The sequence below is a fragment of the Lacimicrobium alkaliphilum genome, from assembly GCF_002591895.1.
Taxonomy (GTDB): Bacteria; Pseudomonadota; Gammaproteobacteria; order Enterobacterales; family Alteromonadaceae; genus Lacimicrobium; species Lacimicrobium alkaliphilum.
Genome location: NZ_NISX01000023.1, coordinates 25,384 through 45,806 on the forward strand (window position 1 = coordinate 25,384; position 20,423 = coordinate 45,806).

Consider the following 20,423-nt stretch of genomic DNA (forward strand, 5'->3'; position numbering starts at 1 on the left):
CGATAGCGGGTTGTTAGGTATACTATTTTCCCGTCCTGATATGAAGATGCTGAGGTGACTTCAGAACGTTAATTCCAACGTCTCTGAGCACACTGGCCGGTATCCTGTTTCTGTTCAACCCTACTTCTTAGGTTTCAAATGACAAACTATATTTTCGTGACGGGTGGTGTGGTGTCATCACTGGGTAAAGGTATTGCCGCTGCTTCTCTTGCGGCCATATTAGAGGCCAGAGGCCTGAATGTGACCATGCTGAAACTAGACCCCTACATCAACGTTGATCCGGGAACCATGAGCCCCATTCAACATGGCGAAGTCTTTGTAACCGATGATGGGGCAGAAACCGACCTCGATCTCGGCCATTACGAGCGCTTTATCCGTACCCGTATGAGCAGCCGTAATAATTTTACTACCGGGCGCGTGTATGAAGAAGTGCTGCGCCGGGAGCGCCGCGGTGACTATCTCGGTGCTACCATTCAGGTTATCCCTCATATTACCAATGAAATAAAACGTCGTATCATCGAAGGAGCAGAAGGCGCCGACGTTGCCATCGTAGAAATCGGTGGCACTGTAGGTGATATTGAGTCTCAACCTTTTATCGAGGCCATTCGTCAGCTTGGCACTGAAATTGGTCGCGAGCGCGCCTTGTATATGCACCTGACACTGGTCCCCTTCCTGGCCGCTTCCGGTGAAGTCAAAACGAAGCCAACTCAGCATTCCGTTAAGGAACTTCGTTCAGTTGGCATACAACCGGATATTCTGGTTTGTCGTTCAGAGGCGCCTCTGCCTTCCAATGAGCGATCAAAGATCGCCCTGTTTACTAACGTCAATGACAAAGCCGTCATCGCCTTGCGCGACGTAGACAGTATTTATCGCATCCCTTCCATGCTCAAATCTCAGGGGCTGGATGAACTGGTTGTTCAGCGCTTCGGCCTGGACTGTCCGGAGGCGGATCTGTCCGAATGGGAGCAGGTACTGTATGCAGAGTCCAACCCCAATGGTGAAGTTAACGTGGGCATGATTGGTAAATACGTCGCACTGCCCGATGCCTATAAGTCCGTCAATGAAGCGCTAAAACACGCCGGGCTGAAAAACCGCCTGACGGTGAATATCAAATATATCGATTCTCAGGATATCGAAACGAAGGGCACTGATTTACTGGCTGATCTGGACGCCATCCTGGTCCCGGGAGGGTTTGGCGAGCGTGGCGTGGAAGGCAAGATAATGGCCGTCCGGTATGCCCGTGAGAATAAGGTACCCTTCCTTGGTATCTGTCTTGGTATGCAGGTCGCTGTCATAGAGTACGCCCGCAATGTAGCCGGGATGGAAAATGCCAATAGCACAGAGTTTGATCCACAAAGTCCCTACCCTGTGGTCGGATTGATAACAGAGTGGCAGGATGCTGATGGCAGCCTGGAAACCCGCACCGAGCATTCAGACTTGGGCGGTACCATGCGTTTGGGCAGCCAGCTTTGCCATCTGATAAAAGGCAGCAAGGTACATCAGATGTATGGCAGCGAAAGTATTTATGAGCGCCACAGACACAGATACGAAGTGAACAATAATCTGCGCCCAAAAATTGAAGCGGCAGGACTGCAGGTTACCGGACTGTCTACCGACAAGCGTTTAGTGGAAATTGTCGAGATAGAAGATCACCCCTGGTTTGTGGCGGGACAGTTCCACCCCGAATTTAACTCTACACCACGCGATGGGCATCCTTTATTTGAAGGCTTTGTGCATTCCGCGGGGCAATACCATAAAAATAATAATTGATGTATGTCCGGCTCATCCGGATGTACCTGTTCGCCTGTTGGCGTCAGTAACCAAGAATAACGCCCTGAGTAACAGGGCCATCGTATTTCAGAGGCAACAACAAGATGTCAAACATAATCAATATTATCGGCCGTGAGGTCATGGACTCCCGTGGAAACCCCACAGTAGAAGCAGAAGTGTATCTTGACAGCGGCGCCTGGGGCCGTGCGTGTGCACCTTCCGGTGCCAGCACCGGCTCGCGCGAAGCGCTTGAGCTCAGAGATGGTGATAAATCCCGCTACCTGGGTAAAGGCGTGCTTAAAGCCGTGGCCGCAGTGAATGAACAGATTAAACCCGCGCTGCTGGGGCAGGATGCGCAACAACAACAGCAACTTGATCACATCATGCTTGAGCTTGATGGTACTGAGAACAAAGAAAAACTCGGCGCCAATGCGATTCTGGCAGTGTCCCTTGCTGCCGCCAAAGCTGCTGCTAATGACAAGAATATTCCTCTGTATCAGCATATCGCTGATCTCAATGGTACTCCCGGACAATACAGCATGCCGGTACCGATGATGAATATCCTCAATGGGGGTGAACATGCCGATAATAATGTCGATATTCAGGAATTTATGGTTCAGCCTGTTGGTGCCAGCAGCTTCCGGGAAGCGCTGCGAATGGGAGCGGAAATTTTCCACAACCTGAAGAAAGTTCTCAATGCCAAGGGACTGAATACGGCTGTGGGTGACGAAGGCGGATTTGCACCAAACCTCAGCTCTAATGAGGAAGCCTTATCCGTTATCATTGAAGCGGTAGAGAAAGCCGGCTACCAGATGAATAAAGATGTGACCCTGGCACTGGACTGCGCTGCTTCCGAGTTCTACAAAGACGGTACCTATGATCTTAAAGGTGAAGGTAAAGTCTATGATTCTGAAGGTTTCGGTGACTATCTGGCCGATCTCAGTAACCGCTACCCTATCCTTTCAATTGAAGATGGCCTGGACGAGAGCGACTGGGACGGTTGGGCCAGCCTGACGAAAAAGATTGGTGATAAGGTTCAGCTGGTGGGCGATGATCTTTTCGTCACCAACACAAAAATCCTCAAGCGTGGTATCGATAATAATATCGCGAATTCAATCCTGATTAAATTCAACCAGATTGGTTCTTTAACAGAAACCCTTGAAGCCATTCGTATGGCTCAGGAAGCGGGCTATACCGCTGTTATTTCTCACCGCAGTGGGGAAACCGAAGATGCCACCATCGCTGATTTGGCAGTAGGGACAGCAGCGGGTCAGATTAAGACCGGCTCATTATGCCGCTCCGACCGGGTCGCTAAATACAATCAATTATTGCGTATTGAAGAGCAACTTGGCGATAAGGCGACCTATGCCGGTCGCCGTGAAATCAAGGGCCAGGCCTGATTAAGACAAGGGGAGCGATGTATGCTCCCCTTATACCAATTACCCGGCGTAACGGGTATTAGCCATGCAGCAGAATCAATCGGATATTTTTCGCCGTGATAACCAGCAACTGCACTACGCAGAGCTGTGCAATGCGCTGTATGAAAGAGAACTTCCGCAGTTAACCAGAATTGCCAACCTATCCCTGCTACACAGACGACTTAAAGGTCTCAGCCATCATATAAAAAGAGCAGCTGAAGAGATGCTAAAGCATCAGGGGCCATTGCAGATCGATATTCACAATGCCAGTTGGCAGTGCAGGCAGTCTGCGCGCCCTCCCAAAGCGACAGATCCCAGCAGGAACCATCAATGGTTCGGCCTGCATGGTGCTTTTGGCATGCCGGTGCCGGTTTGTTATGAACACCTGGGTTTACTGCATCTGGAACTCGACAGTATTGACAGACTGGATCCACAACAGAGCCGGCTACATCTCAATAAGCATGGTTGGTTCGCTTTCGACGGCCACTGCCAACAAGAAGCACGAGCGGGCGTACAACTGTCGCTGCTTGTACCATCAAAAACGACTCTGAGCGCCGCCTGCTGTGGCCATGTGTGGAAACATGCTGGTAAATACCAACCCCGCACACTAAGCCTGCGCGAGTTGCTGCTTTCAAATAAGATTAACTGGAAAAACTTCAAGAAACCGCTTTGAGTGATAACCACCACAGTGATTTCACCATAGACACTGAAGTATCATCATTTAAGTTGTCAGTTATCAGCTCTCAGATGTCAGCTTCTGAAGACTGAAAGCTGATGGCTGAAATCTTTTCTGTCTCTGTGGTGAATAGCTTTTATTCATAATTCCCCCTGCACTTCTACTCGTTCTCTGCATCTCTGCGTCTCTGCGGTTAGTTTTGTTAGTGGTGATATCTAGTATCGTAATTCCGGTGGAATCGGAAGGTTTTTCGATACCGGCTTAGGCCGTTTACCCCGGCCTTTGCGCCAATTTTTAAGCTGATACACATAAGCCAGTACCTGAGCTACCGCCATAAACAGTTTTTCCGGAACTTCATGTTCAGGTTCGGTAGTATAGAAAATAGCCCTGGCCAGCATCGGAGAAGCGACAATGGGTACCTCATGGGCATTAGCAATCTTACGTATGTGCATGGCCAGCTCGTCACTGCCTTTGGCTACGAGAACAGGCGCACGCGTACCATTCTGATCATATTTTAGTGCCACAGAAAAATGTGTGGGGTTGGTGACCACCACATCGGCTTGAGGCACTTCCTGCATCATGCGCCGGGCAGCAGCCTGGAACTGGAGTTTACGGATGCGGCTTTTAACTTCTGGGTTCCCTTCGGCATTCTTACGCTCGTCTTTGACCTCCTGTTGGGTCATTTTCATCTCTTCATTATGCTTATAACTCTGATACGGCACATCAAATGCCGCAATGGGTAACAACGAACAGCATATGATCAAAAATGCCCAGCCCAGGAGTTCCAAAGCATGCATTATATTGAGCGGATAGAGCTCCATGTCCAGATGTAGCGCTTCATCGGAGAAAAATACCAGTGCCAGATAAGTACTGGCGGCAACGATGATAAACTTGGCCAGCGCTTTTAGCAGCTCAACCAGGCCATTGATACCAAACATGCGCTTCAGACCACTGATAGGATTGAGTTTACTGCCTTTAGGCGCGGCCCCCTGCCAGGTAAAATTGTATCCCCCCAGTGCGATGCTGCCATAAATACCCGCCGCGGTAACCATAGCCATATACAAGGCTATGGGCCCGGCAATTTCATCCAGCATATTACCCATGGCCTGAAACATATGGTTAGGGTCATAGGTTTCATCTCTGGACAGGGTAAACATGCGTTCTGTCATCCTGTACAACACCGAAGCAATGCTCTTTCCGAGCAGAATCAGTGCCCCGGCACTGGCAATCAAGACTAAGGTGGTAGACAGCTCACGGGAACGGGCTATCTGTCCTTTCTTGGCGGACTGCTGTTTCTTTTTCGCCGTGGGTTCTTCTGTTTTTTCCTGACCCGCTTCGTTTTCAGCCATCTACAATTACTCCGGCGATAATCTAAGGGGGACAGATACGCAGCAACTGGCACATAAATAACGTAGCCCGTTCCCACTGTACCTCAAAATGATGGGTAAAATTGTCCATCGTCAGCCAGATAATGATCAATCCTGCTATCTGAGCAATGGCAAAACCTATGGTAAACACGTTTAACTGTGGCGCCGCCTTTGTCATTACCCCAAAAGCAAGATTAATCAGCAACAGAGAAACAATAGGTGCCAGAGACAATGTCAGCGCCGCTACAAACATCCAGCCTCCCCAGTGCGCAAGGGCTTTAAACTGCTGCGGCTGAAACCAGGCTTCACCAATGGGAAAAGCCTCAAAACTCATCACTATCATGCGGATCATGGTCAGATGGCCGTCAAATGCCCAGAATAACAAAGTGGCCAGAATCAGATAAAACTGCCCGACTGCCGGTACGTTGATGCCGTTTACCGGGTCAACGATAGAGGCAAAGCCCAGGCCCGTTTGCATCGCCACAATCTGCCCGGCAATAACAAAGGTATTCAGCACCAGAGTAGAAATAAAGCCAATGGCAATACCGATAATCAGCTGCTGTATTACCAATACCCAGGTGCCGACTGACACCATTTCATCGATAGGCACGGGGGGAACCAGCGGCATAATCACCAGACTCAGAAACAGAGTTAACAGTGCCCTGACTGGCGGCGGCACTGTTTTGGCGCTGATACCGACCATAGCGGCAAACAAACCCGCAATGCGCATAAATGGCAACAACAGATCTGCCAGATACTGGGTAATTGTGCCGGCCATTATCTCCATCAGCGATCTCTGAATCTGGTCATGGCTAGCCTACGACCTCAGGGATGCGACCGATTATGGTAAAGGTAAAGTCCATAATCTGACTGACCAGCCAGTGACCTCCCCAGCTCAGGGCTAACAGGGTAACAATCAGACGCGGCAAAAAGTTGATGGTTTGTTCGTTAATAGAGGTTGCAGCCTGGAAAACTGATACGATCAAGCCAACAACCAGGCTCGGCAGGATAATGGCTGAAACGAGGATGATGACCATCTGTAGTGCTTCTCGTAGTACTTCGACAAATACTTCTGGTGACATACGCTAGACTCCCATACCAAAACTGGAAGCCAGTGTGCCAAAAATCAGATTCCAGCCGTCTACCAGTACAAATAACATCAGTTTAAATGGCAGTGCCACAATCATCGGCGATAGCATCATCATCCCCATGGCCATCAGCACTGAGGCCACCACCAAGTCGATGATCAGAAATGGCAAGAACAACATAAAGCCGATCTGAAATGCCGTTTTCAGCTCACTGGTCACAAAAGCCGGGATCAGTACATTCATGGGCACGTCCTGGGGATCCTGAAACTGCCCCTGATACCCTCCGATTTCCACAAAGGTTTCAAGATCTTTTACCCTTGTCTGAGACAACATAAAAGCACGCATGGGTTGCTTTGCAATTTCATAGGCTTCTATTGAGGTAATGCTCTCGTCCAGATATGGTTGCAGCGCGGTCTCATTAATCTGTTCAAATACCGGCGCCATAATAAACATGCTCAGAAACAGACTGACGCCAATCAGAATCTGATTCGATGGCGACTGCTGCAAACCGATGGCCTGACGAAGTATCGATAACACCACAATAATTCGCGTAAAAGATGTCATCATCATGATAAAAGCCGGGATCAGACTCAAAGCCGTCATGATCGCAAGCGTCTGCAGTGTCATGGTGTAGTCCTGACTGCCATCAGGATTAGTGGTAACTGTCAGAGCTTTGACGCCAGGGTCAGCCAGGGCGACGTCAGGCAACATCAACGACAGCATTGCCAGAAGCAGCAATAACAACTTATTCATCGGCTTCTCCCGGCTTTTTCTTATTGCCCTGCATAAATTGACTGAGTTTTTGCCTGAAATGCTCCCCACCAGGCTGCGCCACTTCAATAGGGTTATCCAGACGAGCCAGGTGATTAATGCTCTGACTGGTAACTCCCAGCAAAAATTGCTCTTTGCCAACTTCGACCACCATGATGCGCTCTTTGGTGCCAACAGACATAGAGCCGACGAGTTTTAGCTGAGCGCTGCCACTATGAGTGACATTAAACCGTCGCATCAGGTACCCAAGCATAAACACCAGTGCCACAACTAGTACTAATGACAGTAAAATTGACACATAGTCAGCGGGGCTGCTTAAGGGAATATTGTTAGCGAATGAGGGAGTGGTAAATCCGGCCAAGCCGCAGAATAGCGGCTTAACCATTGATTTATCTGAGTTTTTTAATCCTTTCGATTTGACTAATAACATCGGTTAGGCGAATACCAAATTTATCGTTAACTACTACTACTTCTCCATGAGCAATCAACGTGCCATTTACCAAAACATCTAGTGGTTCGCCGGCTACCCGGTCTAATTCCACAACAGATCCCTGGTTTAGCTGCAACAGGTTTCGGATGCTGATGTTACTGCGGCCCACCTCCATAGAAATGGTTACCGGAATATCCAGAATGGTATCCAGCTTGCGCTTTTCTTCACTACTGATCTCTGGGTTATCTTCTAATTCATCAAGCTCGGCCACCTGAACGTCGGCGCCATTTTCTGCATCGGTATCGGCCTTTTCACCATCACCGTCACCGCCTTCTTCAGACTCAGCCTGTTCAGCCATCGCCGCCGCCCAGTCATCCAATTCGTCATCTTTTTTGTCATCATCTTCGGTGCTCATACGCTACCTCATCTCTTTCAATACCAGCCCTGGAACTATCCGGGCTACTTACAAATCATCTTCCAGACTGGCCAGTTCAGCATCACTGTCCAGACGGCGGCCATTTTTCGTCAATAGTTGCAATTCAGATTTTACCGAGGTGGGCCGCGGAATTTTCTCGGTGATCTTAAGCGCTACATTATCTCTTGAACGCCCCATCTTAGTACGGAATGTTGGCAGATCTTCAACATACATCACCACGTGCTCAGGCATCTCTATAGGGATGATGTCGCCTTGTTTCATATTCATGATTTGCTGCAAACTCAGTTCAACATCCAGTAAGCTGGCCGACACTTCTACCTGTACGTCCATGATTTCATCCCGCAGTGCCTTACTCCATCGCAGATCCGTATCTTCCTTGTCACTCTGAACCCCGGCATCGAGTAACTCTCGAATGGGTTCAAGCATGGAGTACGGCAGCGCCACATGGAAATCTCCCCCACCACCATCAAGCTCAATATGAAATGAGCTGATGACGATGACTTCTGTTGGGCTGATGATATTCGCCATCGCCGGATTCACTTCTGAATCCAGATACTCGAAGGACACATCCATTACCGGTGACCAGGCTTCTTTGTAATCTTCAAAGACCAGTTTCAGCAGCATCTGGATAATACGCCGCTCAGTGGGAGTAAACTCCCGTCCTTCGATCTTGGCATGATATCGCCCGTCACCACCAAAGAAATTGTCAACCAGGATAAAAACCAGCCTGGCTTCCATGGTAATCAGTCCGGTCCCTTTGAGAGGGCGGAAACGCACCATATTCAGACTGGTAGGCACAAATAAGGTATGTACATACTCGCCGAACTTAATCATCTGAATACCGTTGATGGATACCTCGGCACTGCGGCGCATCATATTAAACAGACTGACCCGCATATGACGGGCAAATCGCTCGTTAACGATCTCCAGGGTCGGCATACGACCGCGAACAATACGATCCTGAGAGGAAAAGTCATATTCCAACGCCGAGCCGCTGGACTCTGTCGTTTCGACATCTTCCTCTTCTACATCATCAACACCGTGTAAAAGGGCATCGATTTCGTCTTGTGATAATAGATCGCTCACTTTGTTTTCCTATTGCATGACAAAGCCGGTAAACAGCACCTGCGACACCACTTCTCTGTCAGTAATTTCTTTCATCGCCGCTTTTACTTCCTTTACGGCCTGCTCGCGAATCGCCACCTTGCCGGCTTCGGTAACCAAATCATCGGCATTGGCGGAGCTGAAGACTTTCAGCAAGGTACCTTCGATCATCGGAATATGCATCTTGGCCGTTTCTTCATTATCGGAACCACGCACCAATAACTGAACCTTAATCTCAACAATACGGTCACGGCCTGAACCAGGTACATTGAACACGAAAGGTCTGGGCATCGCCACATACAAAGCCGTTCCCATCTGTGATGTTGAGGCAGCGGGAGCGGCACTATCCGATGACGTTGACGTACTGCTCATCGTTTGCTCAGGTGACGTCTCTTCGCTACTGCCCATAAATAACCAGCCAGCCACGCCACCACCAATCAATACCAGGGCGACCACCACGATGAGTATTAACTTTTTCTTTTTGCCACCGTCTTCCAGTTCCAGTTCTTTTTCAGCCATGATTTTCTCATTCAGCTCGTATCATTTGGTCATTATCCTCAAGGGACAGGCTACAACGCAAACTTCTTTTTATACGAAGTAGTCAATACCGCCCAGTGCACCATTGGTCAGCCTGACCTCCTGACCCTCGCTCAGGTCGGACTGCTGTTCGCTCATGTCGTCTTCTGCGTTGGTGTCAGCTAACTTCCCCTGATGCTGGGAGTCGCCACTTTTATTGTCTTTTTGCTGTTGTTCGACGGAGGACTGCCCCAGTTCGATACCACGTTCAGCCAGCATATCCCGAAGCCTTGGTACGGCCTGATCAAGCATGTCTCTGGCTTGTTGCGACTGTACCACGAAGTTCACACTGGCCTGCTCACCATTCATGCTGATACGAATTTGCATACTGCCCAGATCCGGCGGATCGAGGCGGATATCGGCACTCATATTGCCCTGATTGACCAGCATTCTGACCCGATCAGCCAACTGCCCCGCCGCTTCGGGGCGAGCTATGTTCACAGCCCTTTCCATCGCGGAATGGGGTGCTGCTTTCGTTGTTTCTGCCGCTATCTGGGTTTCTTGTCCGGATACTCGCTCCATAGAAGGCTGAATAAAAGCGTGATGAATATCACTACGCAGATTACCAGATGACTGTGTCAGACTCTCACCAAACTGCTTCAATACCTGAGTGATATTTTGTTGCTGAGCCGATTGCACATCATTTTCTCCCCCCATGGCGCGGCTCACCAACCCCTGCAAATCCAGTCCGGGTTCCCGGCCCTGAGCACGTTGCTGCTTAAACTCCTCGATGCCGGCCTTAAGGTTATCAATAAAGCTGTTGATAACCGCAGGGTCAGCGTCTTTAACTGGTAGCCGCTCGGCCAGATTCTGCAATGTTTTATCCAGGGCTGGTTCCGGCAGCCGGGCGAGATTCTGTAACATACTGCTCTCTTTGGACCCATTCTTCGGGAGGCTCTGTTGTTTCGCATTTTCGCCGTTGTTTGCTGACGCCACCGCTTCTGAAGTTGCACCCGGCCTCATTTCCTCAGCCCGGCTCTTTAACAGAGCAGAATTATTCTTATCCTGCTGGCCTGACTTTTCCATCCGCTGTTGATACTCCTGCCAGCGCGCGGCGACCAAGTCGGATTGTCCTGGTGAATTATTCGCAGAACCTGCAGCGTCAGTTTTTAGCCCCAGTGCATGATTCTGTGCAATCGGCTCACCGGTGTCGGCCTGCCCTTTTTGTTCCACCAGAAGAAGTGCCAACACCTGCTCAAGCATCGGCTTACCCTGTTGGGATTCAGAACCATCCAGAGCTCCTTGCAACAAGGCTTTCAGCTCAGAGAGTTTTCCTGACATCTGCGCCTGTTGCAGTACCTTTTCTGCGTCAAGGCCAAGTTTCTCAAGTAAAGCCTTCTGTGCATCCAATTCTCCCTCAACTGGCTTTTCACCAGCCATAGCCGTAGTTTCCTGCCCCAGACCAAGCTGTTCCAGCAACGCCTTTAGTTTCTCACTGAGCTCACCGGTATTGTGGGTATCTGACTCCCCATCCGTTGAATTCTCTGTATTGCTGGACTCAGTGCCTTTCCCGGCCATCCCCGCATTAGTAACGAGCTTATGTACCAGCGCCAGCCATTCCTCAGCTTTGTTGTTTTCGCCGCCATCAATATCTTTATCATCACGGCTATCATCTGTTACGGCGCTATCGTGCTTATCTGTATCACTTTTTGCCCGATGCGCTGTGCTGTCCTGTTCAGTACCATTCCTGTGCGCTTTCCCGGTATCAGCCCCGGGTGTACTTCTACCTGACGTTGCATCGCCGGATTTTATTCGTTCAGCCTTATCCATTGCGGATTCGTCACTGGCATCCGTGCGTTTGTGAGAAGAAGTCTGTTTTGACTGCGCGTTATCTGCAGAGGCACTGATGTCGTCGCCATGTCGCCTCTGTGCCTTTTGACGGGTGTCCAACTCTGCCCCCTGACGCTCAGAGTGCTGATTAAGATGACGTGAAAAACCCTCTTGTTGCTGAGGTGCTGAATTCACTTTACCGGTCGCAACTGAGCTTGCGGCAATTTCAGGACGGATAACGGCAATATGTTGCATCATGGACCTATTCGTTTATCAGTAATTACGCTGCAATTTATTTCGCTTATGCACTTATATTGCTTTAGCGATGCGCTTTGCAGCGAGTAAACCCGGAGCCCATCAGGCGGTTTAAAGCACCGCTGGAAATCCTCAAAGGGTCGTTAACGAATGATGCATTGCAAATAGTGTTCCAGAGTATTGCAACAGGGCACTACTGATGGTTCGCCGCTTTTCGGACAAACCGTTGGGTGGCAAATTCATCGAGCAATGCCTGTTCCTGCCTGTCTTCGCGCTTTCTTTGCTCGTTTTGTTTTTTATCTATCAACATTTCAACCGCTTTTCGCTTCTGTTGCTGTTTCAGCCATAAACCTTTGCGCTGTTCGGCGGCAGCCCTGGCCTGAGCCAGCATTCGCGTCTGTTGGGTACAGGCACTGTCGAGCTTATCGATAAAGGCCTGGTGCTGGCCAAATGACATTGCGCCCAAACCTTTATTGGCACGGTTTTGCAATTGTCGTAAATAATCCAGGCGATAGCTTTGCAGGCCAGTCAGTTTACGCTGATTTTCCTGCACGTGAGTCTGTGCCTGATAGAACTCCTGAGCCAGTTTATCTTCTTTACGCTGCTCCCATTGTGCCACCTGCTCGAGCTGCTTAGTTGACATCGCCTAACCCCTTAGCCAATTGACTCATATTTTCCAGGCTCTCATCGTAAGGCAACACTTCTCTCATTCCCTGCTGCAAAAATTTATTTATTACCGGCTCGGCCTTGATGGCCAGATCAATTCTGGAATCAGTACCCTGAGTGTATGCACCGATACTAATCAGATCGCGATTCTGCTGGTAAGTTGAATAAACCTGGCGGATACGTCTTGCCGCCACCTCATGTTCAGTGCTCACAACCATGGGCATCACACGGCTGATAGAGGCTTCAATGTCTATTGCCGGATAATGGCCACTATCGGCCAACCTGCGCGATAGCACCACGTGACCATCCAGAATAGCCCGGGCTGAGTCAGCAACAGGATCCTGCAGATCATCCCCTTCTGTGAGTACGGTAAAAAAAGCCGTAATAGCACCCTGGCTACCACTGCCATTACCAGCCCGTTCCACCAGTGCCGGAAGCCGGGCAAATACCGATGGTGGGTAGCCTTTGGTTGCCGGCGGCTCCCCTACCGCCAGAGCGATTTCTCGTTGTGCCATTGCATAACGGGTCAGTGAATCCACCAGCAACAACACATTCATACCTTTATCACGAAAATACTCGGCAATGGCAATAGCTGTTTCACAGCCTTTGAGACGCATCAGTGGTGAGGTATCGGCAGGGGCCGCGACCACCACCGACTTCTGCCGCTCTTCCTCGCCGAGTATTTCCTGAATAAACTCTTTAACCTCACGGCCACGCTCTCCGACCAGGCCCACTACCACCACATCAGCCGAGGTGCCCCGGGTCATCATGCCCATCAGTACACTTTTACCCACTCCGGAGCCGGCAAATAACCCCATACGCTGACCAACACCCACGGTAATCAGAGAGTTGATGGCTCTGACGCCGACATCCAGTGCTTGTTTTATAGGTCTGCGTAATAAGGGATTGATCGGCGGCCGGGATAAAGGGATCCGTTTCTCCGGCACAATAGTACCCAGGCCATCCAGGGGGTTACCGTTACCATCCACCACCCGGCCAAGCAAATCCATCCCCACAGGAATTCCCGGCTCCCGGTCCAAAGGCTGAACCCGGGACCCAGGCACGATCCCGCGCACCGCTTCGGTTGGCATAAGATAGGTCACCGATTCGGCAAACCCGACGACTTCGGCCTCAATTTCGCCGTCCACAGTCTGTACCAGACACTGGCTGCCAACCGGCATCTGACACCCCACAGCTTCAAGGGTCAGCCCAATACCGCGCACCAGTTTACCGGCGGCGACAGCCTGCGCCTGAGGCACCTGATGTTGATATTTACGAATTCTTTCTAACAATGACACGGGCATGGATTATTATTCCTGCTCTTTACTGCCTGTAGACAGTCCCTGTTCCAGCAGAAACTTCTCTAATACCTGTCTGACCCTGCGTTCGACGGAAAGATCCACCGCGTTGTTCTGGGTAACAATGTCGCAACCGCCACGGGTCATGTCCGGGGTCTCTATCAACTGCCAATGATGGGATTCAATCTCCTGCTCACCAAAGTGCTCGCGGATAAGCTGAATATCCTCGGGGTGCAAATGAATCTGGTAGCCTTTGTCCTGAATAGGTAACACTTTAAGCCCTTCACTCAGGGCCTGGAGAATAACCTTGTCATTTGTCTTCACTTCAGTTCGGATCACAGCTCTTGCCAGAGAAACAGCCAGTTGCACCAGTTCTTTTTCCAGTTCAGCATCGACTTGTTCAACGGGTCTGGTCAGCTGATCAATCAGTTGTTGCCAATTTGCCACCAACTCATCAACCTGTTCTTTGGCTGCGCTCAGCCCTTCACTTTTCCCCTGCTCCAGGCCTTTCTCTGTGCCCTCTGCAAGGCCCTGTTCCAGACCTTGCTGATGCCCCTGTTCAAAGCCCTCGGTACGCCCTTGTTCGAATCCTTCCTGGTAGGCATTGTGGCGTATTTCTTCTATTTCCTTCGCCGTGGGCGGCAGCACTTCCTCTTCTTCTTCAGGAGGCTCATATTTCCAGTCACTGGTACGGTTAAGTGCATTGGTTCGGTCTGGTTCTACGTCCGTCTCATCCTCAACAAACGGCAACTCCCAGGAGCGAACCTGCTCAGTCTCTTTCTGAGTCGCATCTTTGTCAGAGGTCATAAGCGTATTGGTCCGAGCACGGCAAAGAAAACACAGTTAAAACGTGCTTAAAGGAATTCATCACCGCCACCGCCACCAAGCATAATTTCACCCGCATCCGCCAGACGACGAGCAACAGACAGAATTTCTTTCTGTGCCGCTTCCACTTCACTGATACGCACAGGCCCCATGGCTTCCAAATCATCGAGTAACATTTCTGCAGCCCGTTTGGACATGTTTTTGGTGATTTTTTCTTTGAGGTTATCATCCGCACCTTTAATGGCTTTGAGCAGCGCTTCCTGCTGTACTTCACGAAGCAAGGTCTGAATGGCCCGGTCATCCACTTCTGCAAGGTTGTCGAACACGAACATCAGATCCTGAATCTGCTGACTCATTTCTTCATCCTGCTCGCGAATGGCATCCATTAGCTGCCCTTCGATATTGGTGTCCAGATAATTCATGATATCTGCTGCAGATTTCAGGCCGCCCATCTTGGCGGCCTGAGCACCGGCCTGTCCGGCAAATTGTTTTTCCATGATCTCGTTGAGCTCCTGTAGGGCGGCGGGTTGTACTTCTTCGAGGTTGGCAATACGCATCATCAAATCCAGCCTGACCTTCTCAGGGAACTGGGCCATGATTTCTGCGGATTGTTCCGCTTCCAGATACGACAGTACGATGGTCTGGATCTGCGGGTGCTCATTGCGAATAATGCTGGCCACCTGTTTCGAGTCCATCCACTTAAGAGAATCCAGGCCTTTAGCGCCCCCACCAACCAGGATCTGATCAATAAGATTGGCTGCCTTGTCTTCACCCAGTGCTGCGGTGAGCGCCTTCTTCACAAACTCCTGACTCTGGAAGCCAATGGTGCTGTAATTCTGAATCTCCTCGATAAAGTGTTTATGCACCGCGGTGATTTTATTCTGGGTCATGTCTTCGATGCTGGCCATGGACGAGCCCAGTTTCTGTACCTGTTTAGGCTCCAGATGTTTGAGTATCTGTGCCGCATCGTCTTCGGAGAGACTGAGCAACAGCATGGCGGCTTTCTCCACGCCCTCCAGCTTACTGACGTCGTAACCCGTCGTTTCCTGCTCTTGCTCCTGAATCATTTGTTTAGCGGCCATTATCTCTTACTCATCCTGCATCAACCAGCCTTTAACCACTTGCGCTGATAGCTCTGGTTCATTGGCAACCAAAGCGCGCACGGCTTTAAGCACATCTTCATCTTTATGGAGATCAGGTAACATCAATGAACCGTCAGAATTGAAGCCCACCTGCCCCTCATCGAATTCCTGAGACAACATACTGATTGTTTCATCACCGAGATCGAGCCCTGCATCAGCATCAAAGCTATCAGCTTCATGGGTGTCTTCAGGATAAATCAGTCTCTTAAGCATGGGGCGAACTATGGCCAGGATCAAGGTCATAATCACCAGGCCTCCAACCAACAGCCTCAGCGCACGCATAAACCAATCCTGCTCCCAAATAGGCGTTTCCACAAGCCCGACATCTTCGACCCGCTTAAAGGGAATGCTGACCACTTCCAGAGAATCGCCACGGGTCACATCAAAACCTATTCCCCCCTGAAGCAAACGGCGAATATTCAGCAATTCTTCCTGAGACCGGGGGACGCTGCTAGACGTGCCATCTGCTGCGGTCTGTTGAGCATGATCCACTGCCACCGACACACTCAGGCGTCTCACCACTCCGCTTTGCTGCTTGGTATGACTGATGGTGGTATCCAGCTCATAATTGCGTGTGGCCTCTTTGTGAGAGCGGCCCGGTAAAGTACGACCTTGCGCACCACCTGTGGCATCTTCAGGAATATCAGATTCAAGGGGCGGCTGATTAGTAAGAGCGCCCGGAATACCTGCGGAGATCCCCCCCACCGTGTTATCTTCTACCGTCATCTCACTGCGTACTGCAGGCAAATCAGGATTGTAGCGTTTCTGAGTTTGTTCTACGGATGTGAAGTCCATGCTAACGTCCACCTGAGCCGTATAATTCCCCAGGCCAAGGACCGGGATCAGAATCGAGTCGATCTTTGAAAGTGTGGCCGCTTCACGACGCTGTTCTATTTCGTATTCTTTACGTGCACGGGCTGATTCTGCATCCTGAGAGCCCGAATTTAGTAATCGGCCATTACTATCGGTTACGGTCACCCGGTTAGGTTCCATCCCCTGTACTGCAGAAGCAACGATGTCTACCAGTGCATCCACTTCCTGGCCCGACAACACCGAACCTCGCTTGAGGGTCACCACTACGGTGGCGCTGGGTTTCTTCTCTACCCGCGCAAATACACTTTCCTTGGGCATAGCCAGCAGCACGTTAGCGCGACTCACTGCGCTGATACTCTCTATAGTGCGGGCAATCTGTTGCTCCCGGGCATGCTTAAGGCGTACTTTTTCGACTCTCTGACTTACACCAAAGCCCATATCCTGCATGATAATATCTGTTCCGGCAGAAGGCTCCTGGGAGATGCCCTGACGTGCCATTCCCAGTTTAATGTCCTGATACTGGGTTTCATTGACATAGATAACATTACCATCCAGGCGATATTCCACCTGATTCATATCCAGATAATCCAGGGTTTCGATCAGCTCTTCGGTGGGCATTTTTGCCAGGGGTCTAAAGTCAGGCTCTTTGGCCCAAATCATAATAAATACCGCAATCGCCACACAAATGACCAGTGCCACAATCAGTGTAATCTGGCGCAGCAGATCCAATCCCCCCAGACCTTCGACAAAACCGGATTTTTGCTCCTGAGTATCATCATCCAGATTGTTATCACCGGATACCGCTAGCTCAGTACTTGTTGCTTCAGCCACCTGTTATCTCCTCGACATGCAATCGCTGTATAAGCCGCGCTGATTAGAATGCATGGATTTATCGTTCAACATCCGGGATTACACGGGCATATTCATAATGGTTTTATAGGCTTCGAGCACCTTGTTGCGCACCTGAACGGTGGCTTCAAAGGCGATACCGGCTTTTTCTTTGGTGATCATCACATCAGCCATACTCAGGTTGGGATCGCCCATCTCGAAGGCCCTTTGCGCATCACGGGATTCCCACCCCATATCACTGACCGTACCCAGGGCATCTTTGAGCATATCGCCAAAATTCTGTGAGCTGGGATTGGTTACCAGGAGCTGATTTTGCGGTATGCCACCATTGGCCTCACTGGCCAGTGCCTGCAACTGGCTATATAAAGAATCGGCTTTTATTTCCATGGGTTCACTCCACAAAGTACTGTTTTTTGACAGTTAAAGATGCTTTGGAGTGAAGATAGCAATACCAGTGCCACTTTTTAAATACGTTGAAAAACAATAGGTTGGCATAACAAAGGATAGAATAGACGAAGAATGACGGGAAATTGACAATCTCCAGTTCTACCAGACTCCAATCGCGCGTATCCAGGCTTTTACTGCCCCTGATAACTGAGGGCTGATAACTCTTTCTGTCTATTTTCTCCGCGCTCTCGGCGACTCTGCGGTGAAAAAGCCATCAACCACGAACCACACCAAAGTCACGAAAGGAAAAACAAGATTAACCACAGAGTCACAGAGAGCACAGAGATATCAAGGGTTTATCCTTTTTAACCTCTGTGTCCTCCGTGTCTCTGTAATGAAAATCCCTTTGGCTGGATACTATCTCTGGTATCAGCTATCAGACGTTTTGCACATACCAGGGCATGGTCAGACTGATACCTTCAAAGATACGGTACTGAGGATCATAGCCAAGCAGACTCCGGGCTTTACCGATATCAGCCTGAGAGTGCCTTACATCGCCGGCTCTGAAATCGCGATAAACCGGTTGTTTGTCGTAACTAACCCCCTGCTCATGCAACGCTTCTTTGATTGCCTGGAAAAGCTGATTCAGGGTTGTTCTGTCACCCACCGCCACGTTGAAGACTTCGCTTTTCTCAAGGGGTGTCATTGCCGCCAGCAGATTCATTTGCACCACATTGTCGATATAGCAAAAATCCCGGCTGGTTTCACCGTCGCCGTTGATAAAAACGTCTTCTTTGTGGTTCATGGCCGCGGTCCATTTTGGTATTACCGCTGCATAAGCGCCGTCCGGATCCTGACGCCGACCGAACACATTGAAATAACGCAGGCCGGTGCTCTTAAATTCATACGCCCGATCGAATACATCAGAATAGAGCTCATTGACGTATTTGGTCACTGCATAAGGAGAGAGCGGCTTACCAATATTCTCTTCGACTTTAGGTAGTGCCGGGTGATCGCCGTACGTGGAGCTTGATGCCGCATACACAAAGGCCTTCACACCCTCGTCTTTAGCCGCACCGAGCATATTCAGAAAACCACTGATATTCACGTCGTTAGTGGTGTCGGGATCATTCAGAGAACGCGGGACAGAACCCAAAGCGGCCTGGTGCAGCACCCGGTCAACGCCTTTGACCGCATCCTCACAGGTGGCCTTATGGCGAATATCGCCCTCAATAAAGCGAAAGTTCTGCCAACAGCTATCTCCCACCAGCGCTTTAACCTCATCCAGATTACGCTTGTGACCAGTAGCAAAGTTATCCAGCCCGATGACCTGCTGGTTGGCTCTTAACAGGGCTTCCACCAGGTTAGAACCGATAAAGCCAGCTGCACCTGTCACCAACCAGGTCTGGGGTTGTGTCTTAATTTTTTGCAATACCTGCTGATAGCGCTCCATAGTCATTACAGCCTTCTGTCTGTCAGTGATTTATCCAGTGCGTATTTGAGATCATAAATCACCCGCTTTTCCTTACATAAACGATTGAACGTAGCGAGATCATACTGCTTAAATTCGTTATGAGCCACAGCCAGCACAACGGCGTCATAGGCCTGTTCAGCGGGTCTTTCTACCAGTTCCAGGCCATACTCATGCATCGCTTCTTCCGCATTAGCCCAGGGATCGTAAATATCAACACTGGCGCCGTACTCACTGATTTCACTGACAATGTCCACCACCCGTGTATTGCGCAGATCAGGGCAATTTTCCTTAAAGGTCAGCCCCAACAGCAATACCCTGGCCTGCTGTACCTGGATCCCTTTTTGAATCATGCTTTTAACCAGTTCGGACACCACATATTTGCCCATACCGTCATTTAGCCGGCGACCCGCCAGAATCATCTCAGGATGATAGCCAATGGCCTGTGCCTTGTGGGTCAGGTAATAAGGATCCACACCAATACAGTGGCCGCCCACCAGCCCCGGTCTGAATGGCAGGAAGTTCCACTTGGTTCCCGCCGCTTCCAATACTTCAAGGGTATCAATACCCAGCTGGTTAAAGATGATCGCCAGCTCATTAATCAGTGCAATATTCACATCCCGCTGGGTGTTTTCAATCACCTTAGCCGCTTCGGCCACCTTAATTGAGCTGGCCTTATGTGTACCAACCGTAATAATCTCACCATAAAGCGCATCCACAAGATCAGCAATCTCAGGCGTTGAGCCCGAGGTCACTTTCTTAATAGTGGACACTCTGTGCTCTTTATCACCCGGGTTGATCCGTTCGGGACTGTAACCGGCATAAAAATCCTGGTTAAATTTAAGTCCGGATACGCGCTCTAACACGGGGACGCAATCTTCCTCGGTGGCACCGGGGTATACAGTACTCTCGTATATTACGATGTCTCCGGGCTTTAATGCCTTACCAATCGTCTCACTGGCTTTTATCAGCGGAGTCAAATCAGGACGTTTAAAACTGTCGATAGGTGTAGGAACAGTCACAATAAATACATTCGCCTGCTGCAGATCCTGCAACTGATCGCTGAAGCTCAGTCCTTTGCACTGCTGAAGTTCCTCTGTGGTGACTTCGAGGGTTGAATCCACCCCTCTTTTTAACTCAGCAATACGTTTACTGTTTATATCAAAACCAATGACACTGCGCGTTTTACCAAACTCTGCAGCCAGAGGCAGACCGACATATCCCAGCCCTATTACCGCAACCCTCAAATTATTTAGATCCATAACTGCGTCCTGATTCCATCTGTTATTTATTGTTGTACTCTGTCCTCAA

20 protein-coding genes are annotated in these 20,423 nt (G+C 49.9%); 3 read left to right on the forward strand and 17 right to left on the reverse strand.

Going from position 1 to position 20,423, the window contains the following annotated elements:
- Positions 1-138 precede the first annotated feature (138 nt).
- The 3 genes from CDA54_RS17495 to CDA54_RS17505 all read left to right on the forward strand — a co-directional run bounded on the left by CDA54_RS17495 (position 139) and on the right by CDA54_RS17505 (position 3,861).
- Positions 139-1,770 (forward strand): CTP synthase, encoded by a 1,632-nt coding sequence (locus CDA54_RS17495; RefSeq protein WP_099036340.1) that lies wholly within the window; start codon positions 139-141, stop codon positions 1,768-1,770.
- A gap of 104 nt (positions 1,771-1,874) precedes the next feature.
- Positions 1,875-3,170 (forward strand): phosphopyruvate hydratase, encoded by a 1,296-nt coding sequence (eno, locus tag CDA54_RS17500; RefSeq protein ID WP_099036341.1) that lies wholly within the window; start codon positions 1,875-1,877, stop codon positions 3,168-3,170.
- A gap of 64 nt (positions 3,171-3,234) precedes the next feature.
- The gene (locus CDA54_RS17505) at positions 3,235-3,861 is read left to right on the forward strand and encodes a hypothetical protein (RefSeq protein WP_099036342.1); all 627 of its coding nucleotides are present in this window, start codon (positions 3,235-3,237) and stop codon (positions 3,859-3,861) included.
- 218 nt (positions 3,862-4,079) lie between these two features.
- Here CDA54_RS17505 and flhB read toward each other — a convergent pair whose 3' ends face one another.
- From flhB to tviB, 17 genes are all read right to left on the reverse strand, one after another.
- Positions 4,080-5,213, reverse strand: coding sequence for a flagellar biosynthesis protein FlhB (gene flhB / locus CDA54_RS17510; protein ID WP_099036343.1), 1,134 nt, complete (start codon positions 5,211-5,213; stop codon positions 4,080-4,082).
- Positions 5,214-5,235: 22 nt separating this feature from the next.
- The gene (fliR, locus tag CDA54_RS17515; protein ID WP_099036344.1) at positions 5,236-6,018 is read right to left on the reverse strand and encodes a flagellar biosynthetic protein FliR; all 783 of its coding nucleotides are present in this window, start codon (positions 6,016-6,018) and stop codon (positions 5,236-5,238) included.
- A gap of 25 nt (positions 6,019-6,043) precedes the next feature.
- Complete coding sequence (gene fliQ / locus CDA54_RS17520; RefSeq protein WP_099036345.1) at positions 6,044-6,313, reverse strand: flagellar biosynthesis protein FliQ; 270 nt, start codon at positions 6,311-6,313, stop codon at positions 6,044-6,046.
- A 3-nt stretch (positions 6,314-6,316) separates the two neighbouring features.
- Entirely contained in the window at positions 6,317-7,072 is a 756-nt protein-coding gene (gene fliP / locus CDA54_RS17525) for a flagellar type III secretion system pore protein FliP (protein ID WP_099036346.1), read from the reverse strand.
- Positions 7,065-7,388 (reverse strand): flagellar biosynthetic protein FliO, encoded by a 324-nt coding sequence (fliO, locus tag CDA54_RS17530; protein WP_244903108.1) that lies wholly within the window; start codon positions 7,386-7,388, stop codon positions 7,065-7,067. The genes fliP and fliO overlap by 8 nt, the downstream gene beginning before the upstream one ends.
- Positions 7,389-7,479: 91 nt before the next feature.
- Positions 7,480-7,935, reverse strand: a complete 456-nt coding sequence (fliN, locus tag CDA54_RS17535) for a flagellar motor switch protein FliN (RefSeq protein ID WP_099036348.1) — start codon at positions 7,933-7,935, stop codon at positions 7,480-7,482.
- Positions 7,936-7,983: 48 nt separating this feature from the next.
- A complete protein-coding gene (gene fliM, locus CDA54_RS17540; protein ID WP_099036349.1) occupies positions 7,984-9,042 on the reverse strand; it encodes a flagellar motor switch protein FliM in 1,059 nt (352 codons plus the stop codon).
- 9 nt (positions 9,043-9,051) lie between these two features.
- Complete coding sequence (fliL, locus tag CDA54_RS17545) at positions 9,052-9,579, reverse strand: flagellar basal body-associated protein FliL (protein WP_099036350.1); 528 nt, start codon at positions 9,577-9,579, stop codon at positions 9,052-9,054.
- 69 nt (positions 9,580-9,648) lie between these two features.
- Positions 9,649-11,664 carry a flagellar hook-length control protein FliK gene (locus tag CDA54_RS17550; protein WP_099036351.1) on the reverse strand — a complete coding sequence of 672 codons (2,016 nt, stop codon included), beginning with the start codon at positions 11,662-11,664 and terminating at the stop codon, positions 9,649-9,651.
- 190 nt (positions 11,665-11,854) lie between these two features.
- Positions 11,855-12,304, reverse strand: coding sequence for a flagellar export protein FliJ (gene fliJ / locus CDA54_RS17555; RefSeq protein ID WP_099036352.1), 450 nt, complete (start codon positions 12,302-12,304; stop codon positions 11,855-11,857).
- On the reverse strand, positions 12,294-13,631 hold the full coding sequence (gene fliI, locus CDA54_RS17560) for a flagellar protein export ATPase FliI (RefSeq protein ID WP_099036353.1): 1,338 nt from the start codon (positions 13,629-13,631) through the stop codon (positions 12,294-12,296). Before fliI ends, fliJ begins: the two co-directional genes overlap by 11 nt.
- A 6-nt stretch (positions 13,632-13,637) precedes the next feature.
- The gene (gene fliH / locus CDA54_RS17565) at positions 13,638-14,432 is read right to left on the reverse strand and encodes a flagellar assembly protein FliH (protein WP_099036354.1); all 795 of its coding nucleotides are present in this window, start codon (positions 14,430-14,432) and stop codon (positions 13,638-13,640) included.
- Between the two features lie 47 nt (positions 14,433-14,479).
- Positions 14,480-15,532 carry a flagellar motor switch protein FliG gene (gene fliG, locus CDA54_RS17570; RefSeq protein ID WP_373286100.1) on the reverse strand — a complete coding sequence of 351 codons (1,053 nt, stop codon included), beginning with the start codon at positions 15,530-15,532 and terminating at the stop codon, positions 14,480-14,482.
- Positions 15,533-15,538: 6 nt separating this feature from the next.
- Positions 15,539-17,236 (reverse strand): flagellar basal-body MS-ring/collar protein FliF, encoded by a 1,698-nt coding sequence (gene fliF, locus CDA54_RS17575; RefSeq protein WP_099036355.1) that lies wholly within the window; start codon positions 17,234-17,236, stop codon positions 15,539-15,541.
- 78 nt (positions 17,237-17,314) lie between these two features.
- Positions 17,315-17,641: a flagellar hook-basal body complex protein FliE gene (gene fliE / locus CDA54_RS17580; RefSeq protein ID WP_099036356.1), complete on the reverse strand. Its 327-nt coding sequence runs from the start codon at positions 17,639-17,641 to the stop codon at positions 17,315-17,317.
- A 436-nt stretch (positions 17,642-18,077) separates the two neighbouring features.
- A complete protein-coding gene (locus CDA54_RS17585) occupies positions 18,078-19,094 on the reverse strand; it encodes an SDR family oxidoreductase (protein WP_099036375.1) in 1,017 nt (338 codons plus the stop codon).
- A gap of 5 nt (positions 19,095-19,099) precedes the next feature.
- The gene (gene tviB / locus CDA54_RS17590; RefSeq protein ID WP_099036357.1) at positions 19,100-20,374 is read right to left on the reverse strand and encodes a Vi polysaccharide biosynthesis UDP-N-acetylglucosamine C-6 dehydrogenase TviB; all 1,275 of its coding nucleotides are present in this window, start codon (positions 20,372-20,374) and stop codon (positions 19,100-19,102) included.
- Positions 20,375-20,423 lie beyond the last annotated feature (49 nt).